Origin of the sequence: Paenibacillus sp. FJAT-26967, from assembly GCF_001541095.1 — a bacterium.
GTDB lineage: Bacteria > Bacillota > Bacilli > Paenibacillales > NBRC-103111 > Paenibacillus_F.
Map to the genome: position 1 here is coordinate 409,443 of NZ_LMXH01000002.1, position 24,931 is coordinate 434,373.

Annotated in this window: 23 protein-coding genes and 1 CRISPR repeat array (1 of these 24 running past the window's edge); of the genes, 16 read left to right on the top strand and 7 right to left on the bottom strand. The window is 44.5% G+C overall.

What is annotated here, in order from left to right; all coding sequences use genetic code 11:
- Positions 1-136: direct repeats of the CRISPR family, unit length 32 nt; unit sequence GTCGCACCCTGTATGGGTGCGTGGATTGAAAT (it extends 1,233 nt beyond the left edge of the window).
- Between the two features lies 1 nt (position 137).
- Complete coding sequence (locus tag AR333_RS11785; RefSeq protein WP_068775559.1) at positions 138-434, top strand: dihydrofolate reductase family protein; 297 nt, start codon at positions 138-140, stop codon at positions 432-434.
- 94 nt (positions 435-528) lie between these two features.
- Here the strand turns inward: AR333_RS11785 and AR333_RS11790 are convergent, their stop codons facing one another.
- Positions 529-2,127 (bottom strand): basic secretory protein-like protein, encoded by a 1,599-nt coding sequence (locus tag AR333_RS11790; protein WP_068775560.1) that lies wholly within the window; start codon positions 2,125-2,127, stop codon positions 529-531.
- Between the two features lie 239 nt (positions 2,128-2,366).
- On the opposite strand from AR333_RS11790, the gene AR333_RS11795 reads away from it, so the two are divergent.
- The 8 genes from AR333_RS11795 to AR333_RS11830 all read left to right on the top strand — a co-directional run bounded on the left by AR333_RS11795 (position 2,367) and on the right by AR333_RS11830 (position 10,640).
- Positions 2,367-2,906 carry a sigma-70 family RNA polymerase sigma factor gene (locus tag AR333_RS11795; RefSeq protein ID WP_068775561.1) on the top strand — a complete coding sequence of 180 codons (540 nt, stop codon included), beginning with the start codon at positions 2,367-2,369 and terminating at the stop codon, positions 2,904-2,906.
- Complete coding sequence (locus tag AR333_RS11800; protein WP_068775562.1) at positions 2,906-3,874, top strand: DUF4179 domain-containing protein; 969 nt, start codon at positions 2,906-2,908, stop codon at positions 3,872-3,874. The genes AR333_RS11795 and AR333_RS11800 overlap by 1 nt, the downstream gene beginning before the upstream one ends.
- A gap of 69 nt (positions 3,875-3,943) precedes the next feature.
- Positions 3,944-4,216 carry a hypothetical protein gene (locus tag AR333_RS11805; protein WP_068775563.1) on the top strand — a complete coding sequence of 91 codons (273 nt, stop codon included), beginning with the start codon at positions 3,944-3,946 and terminating at the stop codon, positions 4,214-4,216.
- Between the two features lie 507 nt (positions 4,217-4,723).
- Positions 4,724-4,879 (top strand): hypothetical protein, encoded by a 156-nt coding sequence (locus AR333_RS24625; protein ID WP_156430890.1) that lies wholly within the window; start codon positions 4,724-4,726, stop codon positions 4,877-4,879.
- 960 nt (positions 4,880-5,839) lie between these two features.
- Positions 5,840-7,780, top strand: coding sequence for a hypothetical protein (locus AR333_RS11815; RefSeq protein ID WP_253735813.1), 1,941 nt, complete (start codon positions 5,840-5,842; stop codon positions 7,778-7,780).
- Between the two features lie 164 nt (positions 7,781-7,944).
- Positions 7,945-8,817 carry a hypothetical protein gene (locus AR333_RS11820; RefSeq protein WP_068775565.1) on the top strand — a complete coding sequence of 291 codons (873 nt, stop codon included), beginning with the start codon at positions 7,945-7,947 and terminating at the stop codon, positions 8,815-8,817.
- A 457-nt stretch (positions 8,818-9,274) separates the two neighbouring features.
- A complete protein-coding gene (locus AR333_RS11825) occupies positions 9,275-9,610 on the top strand; it encodes a PadR family transcriptional regulator (protein WP_068775566.1) in 336 nt (111 codons plus the stop codon).
- Complete coding sequence (locus tag AR333_RS11830; protein ID WP_068775567.1) at positions 9,603-10,640, top strand: permease prefix domain 1-containing protein; 1,038 nt, start codon at positions 9,603-9,605, stop codon at positions 10,638-10,640. The genes AR333_RS11825 and AR333_RS11830 overlap by 8 nt, the downstream gene beginning before the upstream one ends.
- Before the next feature lie 154 nt (positions 10,641-10,794).
- Here the strand turns inward: AR333_RS11830 and AR333_RS11835 are convergent, their stop codons facing one another.
- The 3 genes from AR333_RS11835 to AR333_RS11850 form a co-directional block, all read right to left on the bottom strand.
- A complete protein-coding gene (locus tag AR333_RS11835; protein WP_068775568.1) occupies positions 10,795-12,696 on the bottom strand; it encodes a glycosyl hydrolase family 18 protein in 1,902 nt (633 codons plus the stop codon).
- Between the two features lie 274 nt (positions 12,697-12,970).
- The gene (locus AR333_RS11845) at positions 12,971-13,246 is read right to left on the bottom strand and encodes a DUF2653 family protein (protein ID WP_068775570.1); all 276 of its coding nucleotides are present in this window, start codon (positions 13,244-13,246) and stop codon (positions 12,971-12,973) included.
- Positions 13,243-13,683, bottom strand: coding sequence for a hypothetical protein (locus AR333_RS11850; RefSeq protein ID WP_172798844.1), 441 nt, complete (start codon positions 13,681-13,683; stop codon positions 13,243-13,245). Before AR333_RS11850 ends, AR333_RS11845 begins: the two co-directional genes overlap by 4 nt.
- 136 nt (positions 13,684-13,819) lie before the next feature.
- Here AR333_RS11850 and AR333_RS11855 point away from each other — a divergent pair, with 136 nt between their 5' ends.
- On the top strand, positions 13,820-14,374 hold the full coding sequence (locus AR333_RS11855; protein WP_068775571.1) for a DUF309 domain-containing protein: 555 nt from the start codon (positions 13,820-13,822) through the stop codon (positions 14,372-14,374).
- 279 nt (positions 14,375-14,653) lie between these two features.
- On the top strand, positions 14,654-15,847 hold the full coding sequence (locus tag AR333_RS11860; protein ID WP_068775572.1) for a sugar MFS transporter: 1,194 nt from the start codon (positions 14,654-14,656) through the stop codon (positions 15,845-15,847).
- 88 nt (positions 15,848-15,935) lie between these two features.
- Here AR333_RS11860 and AR333_RS11865 read toward each other — a convergent pair whose 3' ends face one another.
- Positions 15,936-16,541, bottom strand: a complete 606-nt coding sequence (locus AR333_RS11865) for a carbonic anhydrase (RefSeq protein ID WP_068775573.1) — start codon at positions 16,539-16,541, stop codon at positions 15,936-15,938.
- A 52-nt stretch (positions 16,542-16,593) separates the two neighbouring features.
- Positions 16,594-16,917: an iron-sulfur cluster biosynthesis family protein gene (locus AR333_RS11870; RefSeq protein ID WP_068775574.1), complete on the bottom strand. Its 324-nt coding sequence runs from the start codon at positions 16,915-16,917 to the stop codon at positions 16,594-16,596.
- Positions 16,918-17,025: 108 nt separating this feature from the next.
- Here AR333_RS11870 and AR333_RS11875 point away from each other — a divergent pair, with 108 nt between their 5' ends.
- From AR333_RS11875 to AR333_RS11890, 4 genes are all read left to right on the top strand, one after another.
- Positions 17,026-18,546: a carboxypeptidase M32 gene (locus AR333_RS11875; protein ID WP_068775575.1), complete on the top strand. Its 1,521-nt coding sequence runs from the start codon at positions 17,026-17,028 to the stop codon at positions 18,544-18,546.
- Between the two features lie 276 nt (positions 18,547-18,822).
- A complete protein-coding gene (locus AR333_RS11880; RefSeq protein ID WP_068775576.1) occupies positions 18,823-19,830 on the top strand; it encodes an ABC transporter substrate-binding protein in 1,008 nt (335 codons plus the stop codon).
- A gap of 126 nt (positions 19,831-19,956) precedes the next feature.
- On the top strand, positions 19,957-20,742 hold the full coding sequence (locus AR333_RS11885) for an ABC transporter ATP-binding protein (protein WP_068775577.1): 786 nt from the start codon (positions 19,957-19,959) through the stop codon (positions 20,740-20,742).
- 2 nt (positions 20,743-20,744) lie between these two features.
- On the top strand, positions 20,745-21,590 hold the full coding sequence (locus tag AR333_RS11890) for an ABC transporter permease (protein ID WP_068776081.1): 846 nt from the start codon (positions 20,745-20,747) through the stop codon (positions 21,588-21,590).
- 201 nt (positions 21,591-21,791) lie between these two features.
- Here the strand turns inward: AR333_RS11890 and AR333_RS11895 are convergent, their stop codons facing one another.
- Positions 21,792-23,036: an Nramp family divalent metal transporter gene (locus AR333_RS11895; protein WP_084783618.1), complete on the bottom strand. Its 1,245-nt coding sequence runs from the start codon at positions 23,034-23,036 to the stop codon at positions 21,792-21,794.
- A 224-nt stretch (positions 23,037-23,260) separates the two neighbouring features.
- Here AR333_RS11895 and AR333_RS11900 point away from each other — a divergent pair, with 224 nt between their 5' ends.
- Positions 23,261-24,247 carry an aromatic acid exporter family protein gene (locus tag AR333_RS11900; RefSeq protein WP_068775578.1) on the top strand — a complete coding sequence of 329 codons (987 nt, stop codon included), beginning with the start codon at positions 23,261-23,263 and terminating at the stop codon, positions 24,245-24,247.
- Positions 24,248-24,931: the final 684 nt, after the last annotated feature.

The window sequence follows — 24,931 nt, forward strand, 5'->3', positions numbered from 1 at the left end:
ATTCTCTACCGTCACGGCTGATTATGTGGAGCGCAGTCGCACCCTGTATGGGTGCGTGGATTGAAATCAAAGAGGGGGTCGCGATCAAGGTTTCTGCCGATCAGGTCGCACCCTGTATGGGTGCGTGGATTGAAATTGTGGCAGGTTCTTTCGACACAATTTCACTCTTAGCCGGTGATTTGAACGAACTTGTCCCTGCGGTTAAGAGAGAGATTGTAGGTACGATTATCGTTCCGGGAAGTGCCGACCTTGTGCAGAGTCTACTAAACGCTGGTTTCATGGATGAAATCAATATGATTATCCACCCTGTCGTTCTCGGGAGCGGCAAGAGATACCTGGATTGTATTGCGGCAAATAAGGGCCTCAAGATCATTGGTACACAGCTCTACGAAACGAGTGGTTCTTTGAGACTCCGTTATGAGGTTGTTAAGTGACCAAGTAACGCCAATTATTTATACCGAAAAGTAGTTAAAAATAATAAAAGAGGAGCCGTAAACCGGCTCCTCTTTTCAGGTTAATAGACCACTATTAATTGTTAGTTAGTGATTGTTGATATTGATTCCATAGTGTGTTCACGTCGATTCCGGTAATTGATAAGAATCGGCTTTCTTTCCAAGCTTGAAATTGATTGGCATCCAGCCCGTAGGGACTGCTCGTCGCATTCAAGGCACGAATAAAACCGCGGTACTTCGTATCTTCAATCCAGCGGATGAAGTTCGCGGTGCCGGTATTATACCAAGCTCCACCAGGGCTTACGCCGTAACGATTGTGGTAACCGGCTGCAAAACGCAAGCTGTCCGCTACGGCTTCCACATCGAAGTTGCTGTATTGATAAGCGTGGCCCAATTCGTGATAAAGCATGCCGATAATTTCGTCGCGCAGAGCATTGGTATTAGCTGCGAAGTAGGCGAGATGCTGGGAGCTGATTCCCAGTGTTTTCACCTCATTGTCACCCGAAATCCACGCTGCACCAGGGACGTCTTCAATTTGTACCACAATTTTCTTTACTCGGACCGGCATATCCTCCGGACTCTTATACAGTATTTCATTTACTTTGCGCAAGATCGCCAGAATATCTTTCTGGGCATCAGGAAGCGCTTGATTGAAAGGAGCGTAACCCGCAAGATTTTGAATTTCAATAATCGGGTTCTCGGTATGCCACATATCATTCGTACGTGAGAATTCCACTTCACTCAATTGCGTAGTGTAGCCGCTATGATTTTGTATGTTGCTCAGTCTATAGTATTGATAAGCGGTTGTATTCGCATTCAATAAGTAATGTTTACGCTGATGCCGCAGGCTGAAGTTCTGATTACTTTGTGTGTCCAAATTGGTCCAGGATGTGCCATTATTGGAGCCCTGCAGAACCCAGTTCTTGGGATCGGCATCGGCAGTATTGTTATTCGATTTGGCCGATGTAAGGGCGTAACCGTCAATGGTTACCTGTTCGCCGAAGTCGAACTGCAGCCAGGCCGTATTACTGTAGGTCAGCCACTTGGTCGTACTTGTTCCGTCTACGAGATTCGCCTTCACATCCGTTGGTGCATTTTCTCCGCTGGCCGTAACCGTAGGTTTAATGGTTTTGAACGTCTGTACATCAGGGCCGTATAAACCAATCTCGGATAGCTGAAGAAGCTGATTGTTTCCTAGCTGGTTGGTGATATTCTCGAATTTGATAAATTTGTAAGCAGTCGTATTGGTGAATGAATACGTTTTTTTCAGGTGTCTGGTAGCACCCGCGAACTGATTCTGCTGAGTGTCCAGAACATCCCAATCGATTCCGTTAATAGACCCTTTGAGCACCCAGTTCTTCGGGTCTCTATCTGGCGCATCTTCAGCGGTTGTTATGGAGTAGGAGTTCACGATCTTGTCGGCAGTAAATTCATATTGCAGCCATGCCGGGGTACCGAATGTTAACCATTTGGAAAAAACATACTGGTCGAAAGCTTTATTCTTCCCTTCAGCTGCTCCGTTCTCTCCACTTGCCGTTACCGTGCCGCCTACAGCCAAATTGATCGGCTGAACCGTTGTAACCGTCTCTGCCGCTGATGCAGCCGGACTCCATACCGCACTGCTGAAGCCAAATGCCAATGCGGATGCTAAGGCAACATATCCGATTTTTTTCATTTGTCTTATTCCTCTCTTTTTTTGAGAATAGTATTGTTACGCCTAAACTAGATAACTCCTCACTAATTTTATAGTCACCCAAATATGTAAAATAATAACATGTATTACCGTGTGTGCATAGCTTATTCATTTATGGATTTAGTAAATTTGACGATCACACTTCTTTTGAAATAGAGCTTTTAACGGAAAATGAACTTTTTACTGCGATTTTTCCTCTTATAGAGGAGAGAGGTGAAGACATGAAGGTTGCTCAGTTGGTCAAAAAAGCTAAGAGGGGGAATAAAGAAGCGTTACTTCAGCTCATTCTGTCTGAAAAAGATGCTTACTATAAACTTACTTACACTTACATGGGAAATACCCACGATGCTATGGATGCCATGGAGGACATGATCGTAAGACTCTACGAAAAAATCGATCAGCTAAAGAACGAAGAAGCTTTTTACAGCTGGAGCAGGACGATCTTGGTGAATAGCTGCAAAAGCTTGCTTCAGAAGCGCAAAAAAGTTGTATTGCTTGACGATCTGCAAAGAACGGATGAAAGAGAAGCGGGACAGGCTATGACCAAGGACCCTTACATAAGCAGTGATCAGCAGATGGACATCCAGGCCTTATTCATCCACATTAATCAGCATCAAAAAGAAGCGATCCAGCTTAAATATCTGCACGATCTTGACTACCAAACCATCGCAGATATGACGAACGTATCGATTGGAACCGTGAAATCAAGAGTTTTTCAAGGATTGAAGAAACTAAGAGATTATTATAAGGGGGAGAGTTGATGGATAACGTCGAGAAACGACTAGCTGATGAGAAAAAACTCTTAGAATCCATTACAGCGCCAGAAGAGCTGGAAACAAGATTAAGAAGTTCTCTAGATAAGGCTGCTCCCGGAAGGGTGAAACGAATTCCAACATTCTGGAAAACCGCAGCCGTTGTACTATTGGTACTAGTTATAGCCGGCAACAATTACAATGCCTTTGCTTATTACGGCAAACAAATTTTTGGATTTGATAAATTCATTCATGGAGATCTGAAACAATTCAACGAGGAAGGCATGGGCCAAAGAGTTGACAAAAAAATGAGTTTAGCAGACGGTACAGAGATGACGATTAACGGAGTAATATCCGATGCCAATCAATTGAACCTGTATTATACATTTACCAATCCCAATGGGCTGAGCAACGATACAGTCAGCTTTTTTACTCCCAACAGATTAAGGGGGTATTTAACGAATTCAAGTTCAAGAGGCGGCGTGTCCGACATCAATGACAACCATACCGAGATTAAAGGTACCATGAATTTTGATAGCGTGAGCCCTTTTGCAAAAGAATTAACGCTGCACTTCTGGGAAACCCATCAGAACGGTGAAAGAAAAGAAAGATCCATTACATTCCCTTATAATCCCAATAGAGCTTTGCCGACTCATATCGAGCAGTCGATCAACAAGAAGATTGCAGTCGACAAGGGTACAGTTACATTCAACTCGATCACAGCTACACCAATTATGACGGAAATCACGGGAACCTTAGATGTCGACAATCTCTATAAAATTGGTAATGCGTTAGGAGGAATACAATTAATAGCTAATGGGAGTCCGGTAAAAGCAACGGAAACTCGGAGTGGACTTATCCATGGTACAAGTGAGCCTTTGACTGATATAAGAGAATTTCACATTCGCTTTGAGACCTTGCCCAGACAACTGGATTCACTCCAAATCGTCTTAGATGATTTTGTCGGCTATCAGTAGCTAGAAGAGAAAGTATCCCTGGCCTCAACGGGTGAAACATCATTTATTCTCATAGATAAGGAACTAAGGGTGAAACAAGTCTCAACAACTGCGCAGGGAGTTGAAATAAAAATAGCCACAGAAGTGGACATGAGGCTGGACGGACTATCTGTCGTAACACGAGCGGGAACAACACCTTTAAAAGCGTCAGAAAATAAAGGCTACGTTAATCAAGCAGATGGCAAAACCATGGAGGAACACACCTTGCTGTTTGACACAACCGCTGCTCCGGAATATCTTCTAATTGAAGGCATGCACTATTTGAAAAAATACAATGAGGTGATTGAGATTTCTCTTGATTAGTGGGATGAAAGTTTATGTTTAATAAACTGTATAGGATAGTTTGGAGCTGGCCGCCCTAGTATGGGACGGTCACTTTATTATTTGTTGTTTACAATCATTGAGTATGCAGTCATCCTATATTAGGAGATATTTAGCATGCTGCTAAGATTGGAGAGATTTACACTATATGGCATCAGTTGAAAATATATTAATAGGTGTTGAATATTTATATGTCGATAACAAAAGATTGATTATCAGCGAAGATGGTTACTTGTATGAATCGACATACGTTTTTAATAAACCAGCGTCTGAACAAGAAATAGCTATTCTTAGTTCAACACAAAATTGTAATCTTCCTGAAGCTTATATACAGTTTTACGTAAAACAAATGGCGCCAAATTATTCTACCACAAAGATTCTGGATCTTCATTGGAGTTCTTTACTATCAATCAAATTCTGTATGATCCATTTTGGGAATGCCCTGATTACATACTTCCTATAGCGTATTATCTAGGCGATTTTCTAGTAATGGATAAAAACAAAATAGAAGATGGGAATTACTTAATTTTTCAAGACCACGAAGAACCTTTTGAAAAACCATCACAGATTTTTAACTACGGTTTTGACGTTTGGCTTGAGAGAATGATAATGTGCCAAGGAAATAGATTTTGGGAATGGGCCTAGTTCATTCTAAGAAATTTATTGCAAGAAATGATCCATGTACCTGTTTTCCTTCGAGAATTCATTAAGGTATCTGAAGAAGCCGGAGCGGGAATTCATTCAAAATAACCTGAAATAGGACAAGCTGGTGCGCGGAATGGTCATGCGCTCTGGCTTGTTTTTATTTTATTAAGTTACCTGTTTGTCTTGTATAGAATGATGAACCTTGGGGAGATTTATGTCTTCTAGGCCTCGCTTGGGATAGTATGGTTCAATATCCGGGCCATGCTGAAATTGGACCTGTAGGCTATACGAAGAAGCAGCTACTGTGGAAAAGATCAAGGCCTGAAAGTAAATACAGAAGTCACTTCGGTATGTTGAATATCAGCTTTATGATGTAGTGTCATGGATATTGAGCGATTTATTGAGCCATTGGCGAAAAGTACCTGAACGGGACTAGGCTTGGTCATATTGCTATTTGTCTGAAAGATAAAAAGATACCTACTCCATATAATATTAAGCCGAATGGAAAAACAAGGGCGGGTCGAACATACGGTACAACGTATACTGGCTAGAGAATCCATATTGGTTACATCACTTATGGCAAAACTCGCTCTAAGCGTGGTTAGGTGGAGCTTGTACCCGAAGAAGAACGAATAAAGTCATGGGAACACATGAAAAGCTGAAAACCCGGAACATGAAGTTATTATGGAGCGTTTGCTTAAGAATCGCATCTTGAACACGAATTCTAAGAGGAGCATTGATTAGATGTTCGCTTGGATTAATTATTCATTGAAACTTCTGTTAGTACTTTGGCAGGAGTTTTTTTTTGTGGATATAGGTTTAGTATACGTAAAATTTTTTCACTCTACAGTATAATAGTACTTGAACTAAGGTATACTGGGAGCTATTTTAATTTTCTTAGATTCTATTATATTTTGTATTTCCATGGATAAAATACTATATGGACAAAGGGGACAGAAGATGAAAAGTGTGAAATATTATTCAAGTAATGACCTAATGTATGGGAATAATCTTGGGAAATGTATAGCTCTAATTGATGATTACGATACAGGGTTAAAAGAGGCAAAAGATATTAACGACTTTATTGAACTTTATAATGTTAAAAAGTACTTAGATAATAAAATTTATCTTGTAGAGTGGACACCGGAAATTATTGAGCGATTGCAAATGTCAGTGAATAAATACTTTGGAAATATTGCTAGGTTTGTTAAGTCAATTGATAGTACTAGTCTACTAAGTATTTATAGCGAAGTTAAATTTAATTATAAGAACGATTTTTGGGAACTGTTTGATAAATTGAAAGTGTATGTGGACATTACAGAAGAGTCCTTTCAAAAGTTTATGGATATGTCTAAAGTAACGCTGCATGAATTACTAAAGTGCAAAAATATAACAGAATACTTTGGAAAGATTATTAGAGAAAAGATGCTAACTGATACTTTATCTACTCAAATGCTTTTAGACAAATATGAAATAAAACATCACAGAGAGAAAGACTCAATATATTTTCCTAAAGAATTAAGCAATTTAGATAAAGAAACTATTATCAATAACTATATAGATAGTGAAGATCCTAATTTGAATTATCTTCGCCTTATTGCCAATATTCAAAGTAGTAAGGATAAACTTGAAATTTCACCGAAGACTATCTTGAGATCAAAAAGGAAGGCAGAAGAACAAGAAAAGGTTTTTTTTGAAGGGAACTCAGGTATACCTATGGAAACGAGTGTTGGTTTTTCCGGGGCTCAAGATGAAGAAGTTATAATGAGCCATAAAGAACATTCATTATCTATAACTTATAGTTCAAAATGGATTGAAAATAATTCTGATTATGTAACTCTATTAAATAATTTCATATATTTATTTGAATTTGTAGATTTACATATGCGGTGTACACTTGTTAATAAAACTAGTGAGATGGGTGTGTTTGAACGTTTTTTATTAACAACTTCCCAAAATGCTTATAATATGGGTTTTGCATTTGAACAGAAAAATATTCTATCACTACTCCAAATGGCTGGGTACTATAATCAGTTATTCAGCAATGGCATAAGATTAGAGGAAATTATCGAGTGGTTTTTTGAAGAATATCTTCCGAATGAATTTAATGCTCATAACTTCAAAGTGACATTGCCCTCAACAGATTCAACCTATCTTGAAAAATGCAATAGTATTATGCCAGGCTTGGAATCAGTTTTAAAGCAATTTGTTCTGTTTGTTGAAGAGGGAAATATTGATTTTGAATTACTTGAGATACGTTCTGAACATCTTATTTATAAAAACATTCCATCTTTAGTCGATAAAAAGTTTGTCTATGGTGTGGGGCAAGAGTTTGAAACAGTCATTTATTTGCTTTTTTCAGATCAGAGTAGTTTAGGCTTTTATGACAAGACAGAAGAATCTTATAGCAATCTTTATGAATTATTGTTAGAAGAAGAACTGAAAATAAACGAAGTTCCAGACTATAACCTTTCAAAAATTAAATGGCTCATTGAACGAAATTATCTTTTGATAGATGAAGAAGAGAATATTGTTTTTTATGATGGCCATCTTATTGTTATTCTTCATGATTTGTATATGAATGACGTGATAGTTTATTGGAAATATTCTAATCATGGTAGACACATAATAGAAGAACTAAAGAATAGAAGTTTAATTGAATTTGAGAGTACTCTTTTCTCTAGACCAGAACAGGACTATATAAATTATATTCTTAATAAGTCACAATTTAATAATGGATTAGATTTGAGGAACCGTTATAGTCATACACAACCTAGAAGCGGAGAGGAGGAAAGGTTACACAATCAAAATTATTTTATTTTCTTGAGATTCTTTATAATTGTACTTGTAAAAATAAATGATGATTTTTGCACATCTGTTGAAATAAAGAAATTTGTATGAGTATAATGCTTGTTTTATATCATATAGAAATACGATTCTTATTGGATGGCTGAGAGATATACCAGATGTAATATTTTTATACTGGTAGGAAGATGCATTTACATATTAACGTTCACGGAATATCGAGTACTCAAATATACTATGTTTTTGTGAGGGGCATAAAAATGGACGTATTTCAAATAAATCAGCAGGACGACAGACCAATAGAACTAACAGTGAAAAATTATGAATACAATACTAGAAAGACAGATCCTTTTTATGTCGAAGTAAATAAAGTAATGAAGTATTATGCAGTGTGTCCTGCTTGTAAAAACCCTATTATTATTGTTAATCTTTATGTTGATAAAACCTTAGATGAGAATAAGAATAAAATGCCAGTACATGCAAAGCATTGCAAGTATAGCGTCACTAATTTAGCTGAGTATAGTCAAGAATCATATGACGATTGCCCTCTGGGCAATCCGGCCAAATTTGGTGGAAGTTCGAAGCATAGAAGTAAGAATAGGAGTAATGAAATTGTTGGATTAATTAAGAATTATCCGGTGGTACTTTATAATGAAATTAGGAGAATTACATGTATTGATTTTACTGAAAAGACGTTCTCAACCATGATCAGTACGTTTATTAAAGCTGAAGGATATTATTATAAATATATTAACAAATACAATCTTCCTTATGGATTTCTCAATATGCAAAAAAGTATTAGAATTTATAAAAATAAGCTGTACTACTCTCCCTCTAAATCAGAAATGATTAACAGCATTAATAACAGTGAATTCTTTCAATATAAAGATTATATAATAACTCCAAAATTAAAAGATGGCTTTTATGAAATTGAATTATATTTAGCTAATCATAAGATTGATTCAGAATATGAGATTGAAACTATTGATTTAATAATTATTGAAAAGTCAAATGGAAAGACAAACGAAGTTTTTAATAAAACTGTAAAGATCGATATTGAGAGATACATAAATGCAGTTGATAAACACAGGAGAATTAATGGCATAACAGAAGCCATAAAACTAGTTGACTAATCCTGTCAAGCAAACTATGATGAAAAAATAGCTGATATCCAAAACCGAGGTTTCGTCGCATTAAAAGTAGACTAGAAGAACACCCGGATATAGATCACGTCTATATGGCGATATGCAATATAAGGCTATAACCGTTGTAATATAGAGCGGATCGTCAGTTCAAGGCGACTAGATTTTTCTTATCAACTGTGGCACTTTATACGAACCTAGTCTGCTTCAAGCAGAAGCTGAGCTAGGTTTTTTACTATGATTAGATGTCCTTGAAGAGGTTCACTTACATAACAGCAAAACGCTAATATATAGTAAATTTGCTTTCTCTTCTGAGATAAAACGTAACCAATCCCCTCTACAGCCTAGCTATAAATCCCCTTTACACTTCCACTACATTGGGTTACGATATAGTAAAACTTGCTATGTCGCATTACGATATAGCAAGAATGAACTCGAGGTGAGCAAGATGACATCAAAAACCGATCTGATCAAAGGAAGTACCGAAGTTATTCTTCTTTCTCTACTGGCTGACGAGAACATGTACGGCTATGAGATCGCGCAGCGGATCGAGAGGGAGTCGGAAGGCTATCTCCGTTTCCGGGAGGGAACGCTGTACCCTGCTCTGAAGAGGCTGGAAACTCAGGGGCTTGTGGAGAGTTACTGGGAAACGTCCAGCGAGGGTCCGAGGCGCAAATACTACAAGATTACCGTGACCGGACATAGGGCGCTGAAGGATTTGAGCGGGGAGTGGTCTGCTTTTCAAAAAGTCATGAACCGGTTAGTGGGGGATCGCCATGGGTAAAACGAACAAATTTCCGCTTGAAAAGTCCTCGTCACACGATATGACATCGCTTAAAACCAAAAGCAACGAAACTGCCTCAAAAGCATTGCAAACAAAGCCTGCTGGCTCTCATGAGCCCGATGAATCCAATATAGAGGCAGTATTCAACAATGAATGTATTCACTCAGACACCCACATCAAAGACACCCACATCAACCACTTCCGAATCCAACAACACTACACATACCCTGCAGTCGAAAACTATTTGAACGAACTGCTGATTCCTTATCCTGCATCAACTGAGGAAAAGGAAGAACTGAAAGAGGAGTGGCGCCAGCATCTATGCGAGAGCATACAAAGTCAAATATCGCAGGGAAATACGGAGGAGGAAGCGATCCGGTATGCTCTGCATCAATTCGGCAGTCCGGAGCTGATTCGCGGCCAAATGCAGCCGCCCGTGCATAAAGCCCTCAAGGAAGCATTTGTATGGCTTCTGGTTCTGATCGGATGTGTGACGGGGCCTTATCTGCTAATCGGAGCCCGTTTCAGTTTCCTGTTTATTGGAGCGCCGCTCCTTGTGCTGTCTCTTTGTACGCTGCTGTATCATTTCGTTATTCTCAGGTTTCACCATCCGCGTATCCAACTGATCGCTACCGCCGTTTGCTATGCCGGATTCCTGCTGTTTGTAATGATAAGGTTCTCGCCCGGCTATTCCGCCGATCAATTATTTACACTGGATGTTACTAAATGGGCGGGTTCAGAAGGGCTTTATACCATGTTTGTCATTCATTTGATGTCGGTTAGTATCATCTTGCAGCGTCTTAGAGGAATAAGAATAGGGACCCGTACGATTTCAAGTTCTCTCTTTGTTTTCTGGACTTTGCTTGTCTTCGGTTTGGGATTGTCGTGGGTGGTCGACAGCGGTGAACTAAGTGTCCTTATACGCAATGTGATGCTGCTGTATGGTTTCCTTCAGGTGACGGTGAATCCGGGTAAACTTGTCAGCTGGGCGAATAAAGGGAGATACTGGCTGAGACGGGCGGGGGGTTAAGCGCGGTCTTAATCGGGGACCTGAAACAGAGGCTGTGCATCATCATAATGCTTATCCTTACATAAAAAAGGTGACGATTCCAGCAATCAGAATCGTCACCTTTCACTTACACGACAGGGCGGCCCGAGGGGCCCCTGTCTATCCTACGATGCTGCTACTTCTCCTGCAGCATCATGTTCCACAGCTCGGGAGTATCGTACCCGAGCCTCCAGGCTGCGACACCGGCGAGGTCATACTTGTGCGCGATCCCAAGTCTCTGTTTGACGGTGTCATGGTCTTCCAGCCAGAATACGTGCTTCTGGCCATTCTCGGTGTACTCAACGCGGTACTGCTTAAATTCGTTGTCCCATGTTTTGACGGCTTTTTTCTCCGTCATCAGTTTGGGAATATCTTTAAGCAGGACGGTTTTGTTCGCCACGAGCTTGCCTGCGGCATCGAGCGTCCAATCCCGGACGTAGTACGGGATTCCCATGATGAGCTTATCTCTTGGTATTCCATAGCTCAAGAATTCTATGACGCCCTGTTCGGCCCAAGGAAGTCCGGATACGGAACCGGGTTCTGTGCTGCCTTTATAGTATTGGTCGTAGGCCATAATAACGACGTAGTCTACGTAAGAAGCGAGCTTCTCGTGGTCAAAAGCCGTTTTGGCATTCCATTTGATGCTGCCGCGGGGCAGATCAATGGAGACGTTCAATTTCTTCTGACGGGCAGCATCTGCGAACTTTTTGACAAAAGCGCTGAAGCGTTCCCTGTCCTTGCCGTCCAGACTTTCAAAATCCAGGTTAAGACCGTCCACTTTGAGCTGTGCCGCCTTGTCGACAATCTGCTTGATGAATCGGTCTACGGCACCTTGATCGGCCAGAAATGCGGTTGTAAGCTGTGCATTAAACTGGTTGTTGATGAGGGGATAGACGGTGAAACCCTGCTTCTTCAATAATTCCACGGTTGCCGCATCGGATTTGTCGTCGACTTTGCCTGTCGCATCCATTAGCTGGAAGTAGGTTGGAGATACGACATCGAGTCCTGTAGTCGCCGCAGCCTGGGCCTGCACAGTGGCGGCAGCGGAGGAGCCTGTCCAACCCCAATATTGAAGCTTGCGCAGGTTATCCCAGATCACTTTACGGTCCAGGGTACGAATCGTTGTATTGGAGTAATTTTTGGCATATTCCAGCGCTTTAGGAATGGTATTAAAATCCCCGATAAGAGAATTATTCTGCAATACCTGATAATAAGGATAATTGCTCCAGATGATTTTGCCATCGAGTGAGATTTCGCTATGAGCCCAGCGTGCGGCATAAGCTTGCGCATCGGCGAGAGAGACGAACTCGCTCAGAAACACATCATTCTGGTAGACTTTATAACGAATTTCGCTCTGGTAAATGACTTTGTTATCGGAGGCGCGGATAATAGAAGAGCCTTTAAGCTGTACGGCTTTGGCAACAGCGTCTTCCAGGTAAGCGAAATTCCAGGAATTATCGGTCGTTGTCCCTTGATAGACTTGATAGATTCCTTTACCGGCGCGCATCTGTTTCTTATCGGCGTCACTGATGTTGTCCCAGATCCAAGTATTCGAATTGAGATCCAGGATATGAGAATGGCGCCATTTGCGGGCTTCGTTCTTAGCCTCGTCGAGAGTAAGGAACTCCCATCCACTCAGAGTGTTATCTCCTTGATAGACCCGGTATTTGGGGTAGTTATTCCAAGCCCAGCCGCCGCTTTGCAAATCCCGGACACTGGCATGGCCCCAGCGCCTCGCTTCGGTAATTGCAGCCTCCAGCGTAGAGAATGTCCATTCGGGCAGGGTCGCATCATACTGAAAAACCTGATAGCGGGGGAAGTTGTTCCATAGCCAGTTGCGGGAAGAAATATCTTCGACATATGAATTTTTAAATTGCTGGGCATAAGCCTTGGCTTGTTCATAGTCGGACATTTCAACCAGGATTTTGTTGTTCTGGTATACGCGGTATTTGGTAGTTTTGTCTGCTGCTTGTGCTCCAAGCGGGGTAACAAGACTGACGACGATGGCTCCTGTTAGTATCCAACGCATTGCTTTCATCTATCACGCCTCTTTCTATCAATCTTCCTACTATTGGACGCAAAGAACCCCTGTTTAGTTGCGCTTTACAGGCAAAAAGAAGCAAAACAGCTGTTTGCCTGCGGTTTGGCAATACCAAATCGACCTTACCGCTGTCAATCCAGGGATCGTGCAGCTAGCTGTTACAGGACAAGTGATTGAACTATGCCACAATAATCAAGTTCTAGGGACGCTGCTTGCCACGCAAAAAAACCTCCCCGGGAATAATCCCGAGGAGGCTTCTGTCATTAAATAATTATTCCGAAATGTAAGCCACGATTTCATCTTCAAGCTCTAAGCGGATCTGTTCGCGGAAAACGCGGATTTGCTGCTGGGCCAGGAACTGCATGAGCGCTTCATGGATATTCGCTTCAATCAGGATCTGGTTGCGTCCTTCAGCAAACACTTCGGCGGAAAAGCCGAGATCTTCGTCCCACATGAGAACTACTTCTACCTGTGAGGGATTTAACTGTTTGCGCTGCGCCATATTCAGGCATAACGCGTTCGTGATTTCCTGTTCGTTTAGCTTCATGTCAGGTTATGCTTCTCTTTGAGCTTGTTGGCTTTGCGCTTGTCCATGAAGTAAACAACGATACGGCGGATTACCATAACGAGTACAAGAATAGCAAGCAGGTTAACCATCAATCCAAGGATGTTACCCAGCATGCCCATGCCGCCGAACAGACCGCCGAACAACATGCCGGCGATACCGCCGATCAGTAGACCTTTCATCAAACCGCCGCTGAAAAAGCCGGGTTTCTTCGTTGCTGCTGTAGTGTTCGCTTTGTTAGTCGAAGATGTATTGGCATCCGATTTATTTACGGAGTTATTCGTAGAATTGCTTTTCGGTGCCGAAGGTGTATAAGATTTTTTAGTCGAGCTGTAGGATTTCTTAGCTTCAACTGTACCCGGCAGTGTCATCGTGAAGGTGAGCATGCAGGCCATAACTAGCAGTAACAATTTCTTCAATGTAAGCTTCCCCCTTTAATGTGTGTGCGACAAAGTTATTGTCTGCGTATATGCTATACGTATAGGAAGCAGCATGGTTTCAATTTTTTTTCGAAACTTGTTAAAATAAATAAAACGCTGTCGGGGAGGACCAGAATTGGAGCAGTATCCGCAAGCTTATGTCGATTTTTTGGTTCATTTTCACGGGGACCGGGATTTTTTTGAATGCCACGAAGTCTTGGAAGAATATTGGAAAGAAGCAGGCGCACACCCGCTGGCCGATGCCTATGTAGGTTTGATTCAGCTTGCTGTGGGTCTGTATCATCAGCGGAGAGGGAACCTGGCAGGCGCAGTGAAGATGCTGAGCGGCTCTCTAAGTTATTTGGAACAAATGCCGAAAGACAAGCTTGGATTGGATCCGGAATTAGTACGGGCTATGATTGAACAAAGATTGCATGAAGTAGAAAGCAGCGTAGCCAGCTATCAAGATCTGGATCTTCCGATTAATGACCTCGATCTTCTGGAGGAATGCCGGGCGGAATGTCAGGCAAGGGGACTGGAGTGGGGCAAATCAAGCGACCTGTCTGACAAGCATCTGCTGGATAAGCATAAGCTTAGAGATCGAAGCAATGTTATTCGTGAACGTGCACGACAGCTTGAGTGCAGGAAGTTGTGCAGAGGGGAAGATGGTTATGGAGAAGCCAAACGGTAAGAATGAAATTCATTCAAAGACAGGCTGTGAATGACTAGGTTTATTTCTCCCAAATCAGCTGACATTGCCCGGCTTATTGTGCGGCAAGCAGTTCCTCAGGTTATTACAGGGGTGAGGGTTTGCGGCTTGATTATACATGAATAATATTTGGAGATTTGAATTGTGAAGAAATGATTATAAATGGTAAAAAAATCCATTCAATTAATAATTGTATTCTCGCGCATTCTCTACTAGCATAGGAGGTGCACCTATAACCTGATACCAGGAGTGAGTCCTCTTTTGAAACGTTTTGCTCAAGCATCTTATGTCATGTATTTTCTGGCAGGCCTTGTTATTACGACAATCGGCTCTGTTCTCCCGCAAATTCTGACGCACTACGGCGTCTCCTACACAATGGGGGGACAATTAGTTTTTTGGGGGGCGATCGGATTCCTGATCGGAGTGCCCGTCTCATCCTTCTTGCTCAGCCGCTTTAGCGAAAAACGGATATTAGCACTTGCCTGTGTGGTAATCGCACTGGCACAAGTAGGCATGTGGTCCTTGCCGCCTTTTCCCGCTCTAGTCGTGCTGAACTTCCTGAACTCTCTGGGCGCCGCTTCCGTGGAGATTGTCGTCGCTACATTAATGATGGAAGTGTTTGTCGGCCGTAGGGCGGTTGTAATGAGCTACCTGGAAGTTTCTTTCGGCTTGGGTGCCCTAATCATGCCCCTGCTCTCGAGCTTGCTGATTTCGGCGGGCGAGTGGCGGTTTGTTTTTCTGCTCACCGGAGTAACGGCTCTCCTTATGGCTGTTGTATGGAGTGTGATTGCATACTCCTTGTCCGATGTGGATCATGCAGCGCCTCAAGATGCAGCTAATGTGGCTCCGCCGGAGAATATGACGCCTCGGATCAAAGTGCTGCTGCTTACGCTGTTCGGATTTATGATTTTCGTATACTGCGGCATTGAAGGTACGATGAATAATTTTCTATCGTCTATCTTCATCACCTACCTCGAAGCGGTTCCTGCGTATGCTTCACTCAGCATCGGTATTTTCTGGGCCGCCATGGTACTGGGCCGTCTTGTAACCGGATGGATTATCCGCAAAGTAACCTACAGCAAGTTCTTGTTCGTATCCTTGTCCGGAAGTTTTGTCGTGCTGGCTGCCTTCATTCTGCTGCGTAATATTTGGGCGGGGTATGCGCTGATTGTCCTGCTGGGTTTATTCCTGTCGGGTGTTTATTCCATCACGATGGTGTATGCGAATCATACTTTTCCTGGCATGGCGAGGCTCGTTACGAGTCTGATTACAGGGCTGGCCGGTTTAGGCGGAGCGGTATTGCCGGCCCTGATCGGGTATGTAATGGACGATTGGGGGACGCTTTCAGCGCTTTGGATGACATCGGGCTTTGCGGTTGTGTACTTATTAGGTTTAGTTATCGTAGGGGTCAGTTATAAGAAACTGGGAGGCGTAAAGACTTCAAATACCCCATAGAATAAGGCATGGGGATTTTATATCTTCATGTCTTTTTCTATGGGGTGCCTGGGGCTTATTTTGGATTTATATCCGGCGAGCATGAGGATTAGATGAAAGGAAATTCCTCAATTCCGATAGAACTTTTATTGGTCACATCATAGCCTTCTTCAAGAAGATCAAGTTTGCCTGTGTGCGGATTCATCACGAGTCCGTGTACAGGGAGGTTTTTGGGCAGCAAAGGGTGATTCCGGATAATATTGACGCTTCCGATCACCGCTTCATCCACATGATCGAACCCGGTCAGCCAATTATCCAGTTTGATGCCGGAATTTTTGAGTGTATCGAGCACTTCGGGCTTCACGCCTCTTTCTTGTGCTTTGCGAAGCACATTCGAGGAGTTCAGACCTGTCATACCGCAATCGCGGTGCCCGATAACCAGGATTTCATCGGCGTCCAGCTCGTACACGGCGACAATAATGCTGCGCATAATACTGCCGAACGGGTGGGAGACGAGTGCCCCGGCATTCTTAATGATTTTGGAGTCCCCATTGCGCAAATTCATCGCTTTCGGTAAAAGCTCTACAAGGCGGGTATCCATACAAGTTAGGATAACCATCCGTTTATCGGGAAATTTGGTGGTTACAAATTTCTCGTACTGCTTTTCTTGTACAAATGATTCATTATACGTCATGATTTCAGATACCAAACTCATTGTCCATCCTCCGATTCATCTCATCTTTAGTACATGGGTAATTCAGGCAGTTCTAGGCGCAGAAGCTGACCAGACGCATGGCTGCGTTATAGGTCTGCTGGCTGCTTTTCAGAATGAAGGAGCCGCGGCTGGGCTGATAGTCAACCGTCATTCTGTCTTCGAAAAACACTTCCTTGCGCGGGTCGTACTGAACCGTGAACGCGTTGCTTTCAGCATCCACATCGTCAGGCGTACGTGTATTCTGCGCATGAAGAGCGGCAACTCCACTTAAAGCGCAACCGCAGCCTTCTACATCCCACACAAGTCTGATAATGGCATTAGGCGGGATACGCCGGTTGATCTCTTGGATCGCTGACTCGCTAAAATGAAGATACATACGATGATCCCTCCTTTTCTGATTGTACCACAATCTGATGAATTTGATTATCCCGCGCCTAGAAAGTATGATTAAAAGAACTTATTAGTTACGAAAGGAGAATCCACCATGAGCCAAACCGATTATCAGGGCAAACTGGATGAATTCCGTAAATACATACGTAAAATCAAACATTATGAAGAGGCAGTCGGCCTTATATACTGGGATTTACGCACGGGGGCGCCTAAGAAAGGCATGAATGAGCGTTCCGAAGTGATTGGAGAACTCTCTACCGAGGCTTTCAAACTATCTGTTTCCGAAGAGATGGGCGAATATCTCGATTACTTTACTGAACCGGACCACCAACAGCAATTGGATGAAACGAACCAGCGCATCGTCGGCGAAGCCAAGAAAGAATACGACCGCAGCAAGAAAATCCCGCCTGCGATGTACCAGGAATACGTGGTCTTGACTTCTCAAGCCGAAAGCAAGTGGGAAGAAGCGAAGGAAACGTCTGATTTTGCTATGTTCCAGCCTTACCTGGAGAAAATCGTCGATACAAATTTAAAATTTGTGGAGCTTTGGGGTTACGAAGGACACAAATACAACACGCTTCTGGATATGTACGAACCCGGCATGACGGTTGAGAAATTGGATGAAGTTTTCGGTGCTCTCCGTCAAGAAGTGGTTCCGCTTCTGGCAGAGATTCAAAAGGCGGAGAAGCCGGATCGTTCTTTCCTGCGCCAAAAATTTGATGCTGCTAAGCAGAAGCAGTTCAGCCTACTTATATTGAAGGAACTCGGATATGATTTCGAAGCAGGACGTCTGGATGAGACGGTTCATCCTTTCGCAACCGGACTCAATCCCGGCGATGTACGCATCACGACCCGTTATCTTCCGGAGGATGCGACGAGCGCTCTGTTCGGGACGATCCATGAATGCGGTCACGCGCTGTATGAGCAGAATATTTCTCCGGATCTGATCGGGACGAATTTATGTACGGGAACTTCAATGGGGATTCACGAGTCGCAATCCCGTTTCTGGGAGAACATGGTGGGGCGCAGCCGTGAGTTCTGGTCCCGCTATTACGGCGACTTGCAGCGTACGTTCCCGGGGCAGCTGGACGATGTGCCGGAGGACGCTTTCTACAGGGCGGTCAACCACACTGAGCCGTCTCTGGTACGAATCGAAGCGGATGAATTGACCTATAACCTGCATATCATGATTCGGTATGAAATTGAAAAAGGCCTGTTCAGCGGAGAATTTAGTGTGGCTGATCTGCCGCAAGTCTGGAATGCCAAGTATCGTGAATACTTGGGAGTAGAGCCGGACAATGACGCAGAAGGCGTCCTGCAGGATGTTCACTGGGCCGGAGGTTCGTTCGGTTACTTCCCATCCTATGCTCTTGGCAATATGTATGCGGCGCAATTCGCACATACGCTTCGCCAAGAAATTCCTCAATTCGATGAGCTTCTGGCAAAAGGGGATTTCGCCCCCATCAAGGAGTTCTTATCCGAGCATATTTATAAATACGGCAAATCTCAGACACCAAACGAAATTATCCGCCGTGTGACCGGTGAGGATCTGAACCCGCAGTATTTGGTCGATTATTTGAAGGATAAGTACAAACCGTTATACGGTTTGAGCTGAACGGGTTGAAGCGTGCCCCTAGTGAGTCAGGCCATATGAATAGTGATGGATTCCAGATCGAATGAGTATCTTCCGAATCCCTGCTTAACCAGACCTTGTACGGTTCGGGTTAAGCAGGGATTTTTTTGTTTTCAGGTGGAGAGCGGCAGTCTAGGGTCCGATTTTTGAGAAACACTCCTGAGGGTGTTTTTTTATTGGAGGAGTCGTCGTTCTTTAACCAACTATTCCGCACTCGCATATGCTGACAATAAGTAGGAATGAAATGGAGGAGACGCCATGAAACGAAGATCTATCGTCTTCCTCCTGCTGTCGGTGTTGCTGTTGGCGGGATTGACTCTGCCGGGCTGCTCGAAACAGGAAGAAGTCAGCAAAATCCGGATCGGTGAAGTTACGCGTTCCATCTTCTATGCGCCACAGTATGTCGCGCTTTCTCAAGGTTTTTTTAAGGACGAGGGACTGGAAATCGAATTGATAACAACGGCCGGGGGAGACAAAACGATGACCGCGCTCCTGTCAGGCGGTATTGATGTAGGTCTTGTCGGTTCCGAAACATCCATTTACGTGTATCAGCAGGGAAGTGACGATCCCGTCGTTAATTTTGCGCAGATGACCCAGACAGACGGAACTTTCCTCGTATCGCGTGGGCCGAATCCTGATTTTAAATGGGAATTGCTGAAGGGCAGCACCTTCCTTGGTCAGCGAAAAGGCGGAATGCCGCAAATGGCAGGAGAGTTTACACTGCGTAAGAATGGAATCGACCCTCATCGAGATTTGAATCTGATCCAGAACATTGATTTCGCTAATATCGCTTCCGCCTTCTCATCCGGTACGGGTGAATATGTACAGCTCTTTGAACCGCAAGCATCTGTTTTTGAAAAAGAAGGCAGGGGCCGCGTATTGGCATCTTTCGGAGTGGAGAGCGGGAAACTGCCCTATACCGTGTTTATGGCAAAGCAAAGCTTCATAAAGCAGAACCCTAACGCGGTGCAGAAGTTCACGAACGCCGTTCAGCGTGCCCAGTCATGGGTGGATCAGAAAAGCGTCAACGAGATTGCCAGTGCAGTCCTTCCGTATTTTGAAGATACAGATATCGAGATTGTGAGAAGTGTGGTGAAGCGCTACAAAGAGCAGGGCTCATTCGCCACGGATCCTGTTATTGATGAGCAGGAATGGAACAATCTGCAGGATATCATGACCCAGGCGGGTGAATTGAAGCAGAAAGCGCAGTGGAGCAAGCTGGTGGATAATACGTTTGCCGAGAAAGCGAAAAGTACGGTGAAATAATGGCGGATACAGTCCTTCAGTTTGTACAGAGGACGAATAGGCCCAAGGACTGACAGGGTTTTCTGTAAAGGCAGGAAATCCCTGTTTCTGTTCTGCAGGATGCTTTGCCGCAAAGGAGGAACGAACATGGAGGCTACGGTACAGATCGGCGGAATGTCCCACGTGTATGTGTCCGATGATCAGGCGAATATGGCGCTCGAGGATGTTCAATTGACGGTTCATCCAGGTGAATTCGTGAGTCTGCTCGGTCCGAGCGGCTGCGGCAAAACCACCTTGCTGTCCATTATCGCCGGCCTTATTCAACCGACTCAAGGAGAGGTGCGGATCAACGGAAAATCCATTACTTCTCCGACACCGGAGGTCGGCTATATGCTGCAGCAGGACTACTTGTTCCCGTGGCGGACCATTTATGATAACAGCATCATCGGTCTTCAGCTTCTGGGCCGCCTTAACATGGAGACGGAGGCGTATGTGGCTCATCTGCTGGAAGAGATGGGGTTATCCCGGTACCGGACGTACCGGCCATCCCAGCTGTCTGGAGGAATGAGGCAGCGTGTCGCCTTGGTCCGCACGCTTGCTACAGAGCCGGAACTTCTGCTGCTGGACGAACCCTTCTCCGCTCTTGACTACCAGACCAAGCTGCAGCTGGAAGATCTCGTCATACAGACGCTCCGTGATCGCGACAAAACCGCGATTCTCGTAACCCACGATATTACGGAAGCTATCGCGATGAGTGACCGGATTATTCTGCTGGAGCCCAGGCCGGGGCGTATCCGGCGGGAAATAGTAATTCCGGAAGAAATCCGGCGGACTCTGCCGCTCCAGGCGAGGGAAATGCCGGGATTCCACGAATTGTTCCACGATATCTGGCGTGAGTTCGAGCTAATGGGCGGCAAGGGGGAAGACGCATGAAGATGAGAGATGCGGGCTTGCAGGATCTGGCGGAGAATGCCGCGGGCGGGAATAACCTGCCGGAGAGGATTCATACGGCCTATTTGGTACGCAAGCGCAAAGTGGCGGCGAATGTCCGATTGACGCAGTTGATTATTTTGATTGCAAGCCTAGGACTATGGGAAGTTGCTGGACGAATGAAATGGATTGATGTTCTGCTGTTCAGTTATCCGAGTAAGGTGTTTTTGCTGCTTGGCACGAAAATCGCGGATGGTTCTATTTTTCCTCACACGGGATACACGGTAGTCGAAACGGTAGTCGGGTTTATTCTAGGCACCCTGTTCGGTACGGCTCTGGCCATGCTTCTCTGGTGGTCGCCTTTTCTGTCACGTGTCCTCGATCCCTACATTGTGGTGCTGAACTCAATGCCCAAAGTGGCTTTGGGACCCCTGTTTATCGTTGGCTTCGGTCCGGGCATCCTGTCCATTGTCGCTACAACGCTGTCTGTAACGGTCATCATTACGACCCTTGTCGTATATGGAAGTTTCCGTGAGGTTGATGATAACTATATTAAAGTTGTGCGGATCTTCGGAGGAACTCGGAGCGAGGTATTTCGTCATGTCATCTTGCCGGCATCTTTTCCTACAATAGTGGCTACTTTAAAAGCGAATGTCGGGCTTGCCTGGGTAGGCGTTATTGTCGGTGAGTTTCTTGTTTCCAAAATGGGGCTGGGATACTTGATTGTATACGGCTTCCAGGTGTTCAACTTCACGCTGGTGATTGCAAGCCTTGTAGTTATTGCTCTGGTGGCTACGGTAATGTACCAGGCTGTCGTTTATTTGGAGAACAAGCTGATTTCCCGGAGATAAAGTGCGGTTATGACATCCAGAAAGCGTGGCAGTGTGGATGTATTCCGGAAACTCAGATCTAATTAGATAAGGGCCTGCCTCCGGCAGGCCCTTATCCTGGGAATGGATAGTGAATCAGGGTTCGGATCAACCTAGGAGTGGAAATGCCGGAATACATAGCATCATTTTCTTCTTGGTAATTACAACCTTTATGCCAAGTGATTATTTCAGGAAGTCGGCCAGCTGGTTGTAGGACAAGTAAATCAGCCAGGCGGTTGCAAGTATGGCGAGCATATTCGTCACCAGACTGTTCTTATGTGAGCCGATGACCTTCCTGTTGTTCCCGAGAAGAAGCAGGACAATAGCGATTAACGGCGCACCCAGTACTGTGGTAGCTTGAGCAACCACGATTAGTTGGATCGGATTGGCTTTGAGGACAACGGCTACAACTGTACTGAGTATGAGCAGCAGGGAGCCGAGCACTTTCACGCTGCGGTCATTCAGCGTCCGGCCCCAGCCGAACCCGTCTGAGAGCATCATGCCGCCCAGGACGGCATTGGCTACGAAGGATGAGAATGAAGCGGCAAAGAGTCCGAGCAGGAACAGCCATTTGGCGAATGGTCCGAGAAGCGGCTCGAGCTGCACAGCCATATCGACCGCGCTGTCTACGGTGATGCCTTTGGGCGCAAGAACCGCGGCGGACGTGATCATGATAATGAGGCTCAGCAAGCAGAGAATGGTAATACCGATCAGTGCGCTTGCATTGCTCTTGCGCAGATCAGGCAGCTTCCAGCCTTTTCCTTGCACCATGTATGCTTGGCCTGCTGCTCCGGCGATACTGAAGCTGGTAGCAGAGATAGCGACGACCAGTCCCCATATCTTAGGTGTGGAAGGAACCAGACCGGACGCCAGGGCTCCCAGGTCGGGCGTGATTTTGAATAAATTGCCGACGAATGCAACGATCATAAGAATGACCATCAGCATCATAATTTTCTCAAGCATTTGATAAAAGTTATTTGAAGTCCATAAGAAAACCAGCGTAATGACAAGGAAAATGACGGCCCACAGCGCAATGCCTCCGCCAAACATGGCATCGAACGCTAACCCGACGCCTATATTGTTCCCTGTCTGAAAGCCGCCGGTGATGAGGAAGACGCATACGCCGATCAAGACCGCCAGCCAGCGTCCGTAATGCCGGGAAACCAGAGAAAGCAGGGATTCGGTGTTCAGTACTCCGATTTTGCCTGCTATGACAGTGTAGGCGGACATGAAAATAGCTGCCGCCACCAGCGCCCATACAATCGTGTACTCCATCAGTGCGCCAGATTTACTGCTGACGGTGATACTTCCTGGACCGATGACAGTAGCTGCTGTGATAAAGCCTGGGCCAAGCAGGGCCAGGAATTGTTTCCAACCGCTCGTTTTTTGTAAACTCGCATCATTTGTAAACGTTTTCAAGTTACTCATTGATGTTTACCTCCCTGTTCACAACTTATAAAGTCATCACGTGCTTGAAACGACTATATCAAAAAGAATTCGAGGTTAAAAGTCTTTAAGTTGTCACGAATTAGTCCGAAAGAGACTGAAATCGGCACCGGGTAACAGGATGGCGCCAAAAGGAGTACTTGAACCCAACAGTCAAAAATGGAATAATCAATAAAGGAAAAATCCACTATACGGAGTTAAAATTCATGAATATTCCTTTTATTGGCATACGTGTACTTAAAACGGCCTTAGCCGTAATTGTCTCCATTCTGATAGCCGGGTGGATTGGCCTAAGCAGCCCGAATTCCGCCGGGCTTCTTGCTATTCTGGGTGTGCAAGTCACCAAGCGGAGAGGGATCAAGAACGCTTTTCAGCGCATTGCCGCTTCGATTCTCGCTGTTTTATTTGCGTCCATTCTATTCTCCTTACTCGGTTTTAGCGTGTGGGTGCTCAGCTTGTTCGTACTTCTTGCCTTTCCGGTTCTGCACCGGATGAAACTGAGCGATGGCGCAGTCACTGCTTCCGTCACGATGTTTCATATTTACAATGCACAAATGGTCAGTGCGGATCTGATCTTGAATGAAGTGATGCTGCTCATAATCGGGTTAGGCAGCGCCACGCTGATCAATATCGCGTATATGCCGAAGCCGGATAAGATGATGATGGATCACCGCAGCAAGGTTGAGGGGCTTTTCTCTGTAATCTTCCTGCATATTGCGGAACATCTGAGGGACACCCATGCTATCTGGGACGGCAAAGAGCTGCTTGAATTGAACGGAGTCCTGAAGGCAGGGACAGAGACAGCCGAGCGGTCTCTTGAAAATGCACTGCTGTTCGGTACGGAGGCTTACGCCGATATGCAGCTTTACTTCTACATGCGGAGCGAACAGTTTGAATCCATAGAGCGTATGGTTGGGCTTGTCTCACAGGTCAGCCAGGAGCTGCCGATCGGCGAAAGTCTGGCGGGTATTTTCGAAGAACTCAGCATGGATTGTAAGGTGGACTATTATACGGGCCGCTGTGAGAAGAAACTGCATGTGCTTGAAAAAGAGTTCAAAACACAGCCGCTGCCGCGCACTCCTGCGGAGTTCGAGGTTAGGGCTGCGCTGCTGCATCTGACCCGGGAACTTCATCAATATCTTATTACGGCCAAAAAGCAAAAAAAACAGAAGCCTGCGGCCGCACGCTCCTAAAAAATTTGTCACTTGGAGACTTCTGCATATATCTGAAATGCAAGGAAAGTATTTAGAAGTAAGGGTTGGATTATTCTTTATGTTTAGTTTGATTTATCAAGCTAGGTACGCTACCTCATCCGTGAAGGCTTCGTGAGTCGACTCATAGCCAATACAATTGCGAGGCAAGTGAAGATTCGCATAATAATCTAGTTTTTCTTAACGATCAGTTGACACCGTATGAGATGTCATTTTAGGATACTGACGAAAGCGACTTCAACGAAATGAGCTGTCCGATCCGGCATGAAGCTATGTACTGATGCGATTTCCGTTTGATGAAGGTTCCTTCGCGGACGAGGCTTTCCCCGCGACTGGAGAGCATCATGTCGTGCTCCCAGTGACCAAAAGAAATACGCTTACGAACCTAATTTGGATAATGGCTGATGGGATACCGACCAGGAAGCGTCCCTGTTTCCATACATTTTTAACGCTTACCTTTATGTTATAAGTATGTTGCTGCAATATGCCTACTGTAAGAGCCATCTGTAGATGGACTTGAAACTAACAAACGTCTTCTCTCTCACTCTTCAATTTTCTGTATTGCCCAGTGGCCATGCACATAGTTCCATTTCTCTAAGATTATGATCGGTGGTCACTTTTCTTTTCACAAATAAAGAGCATATTAAAAGGCTTTCAGGATTGACC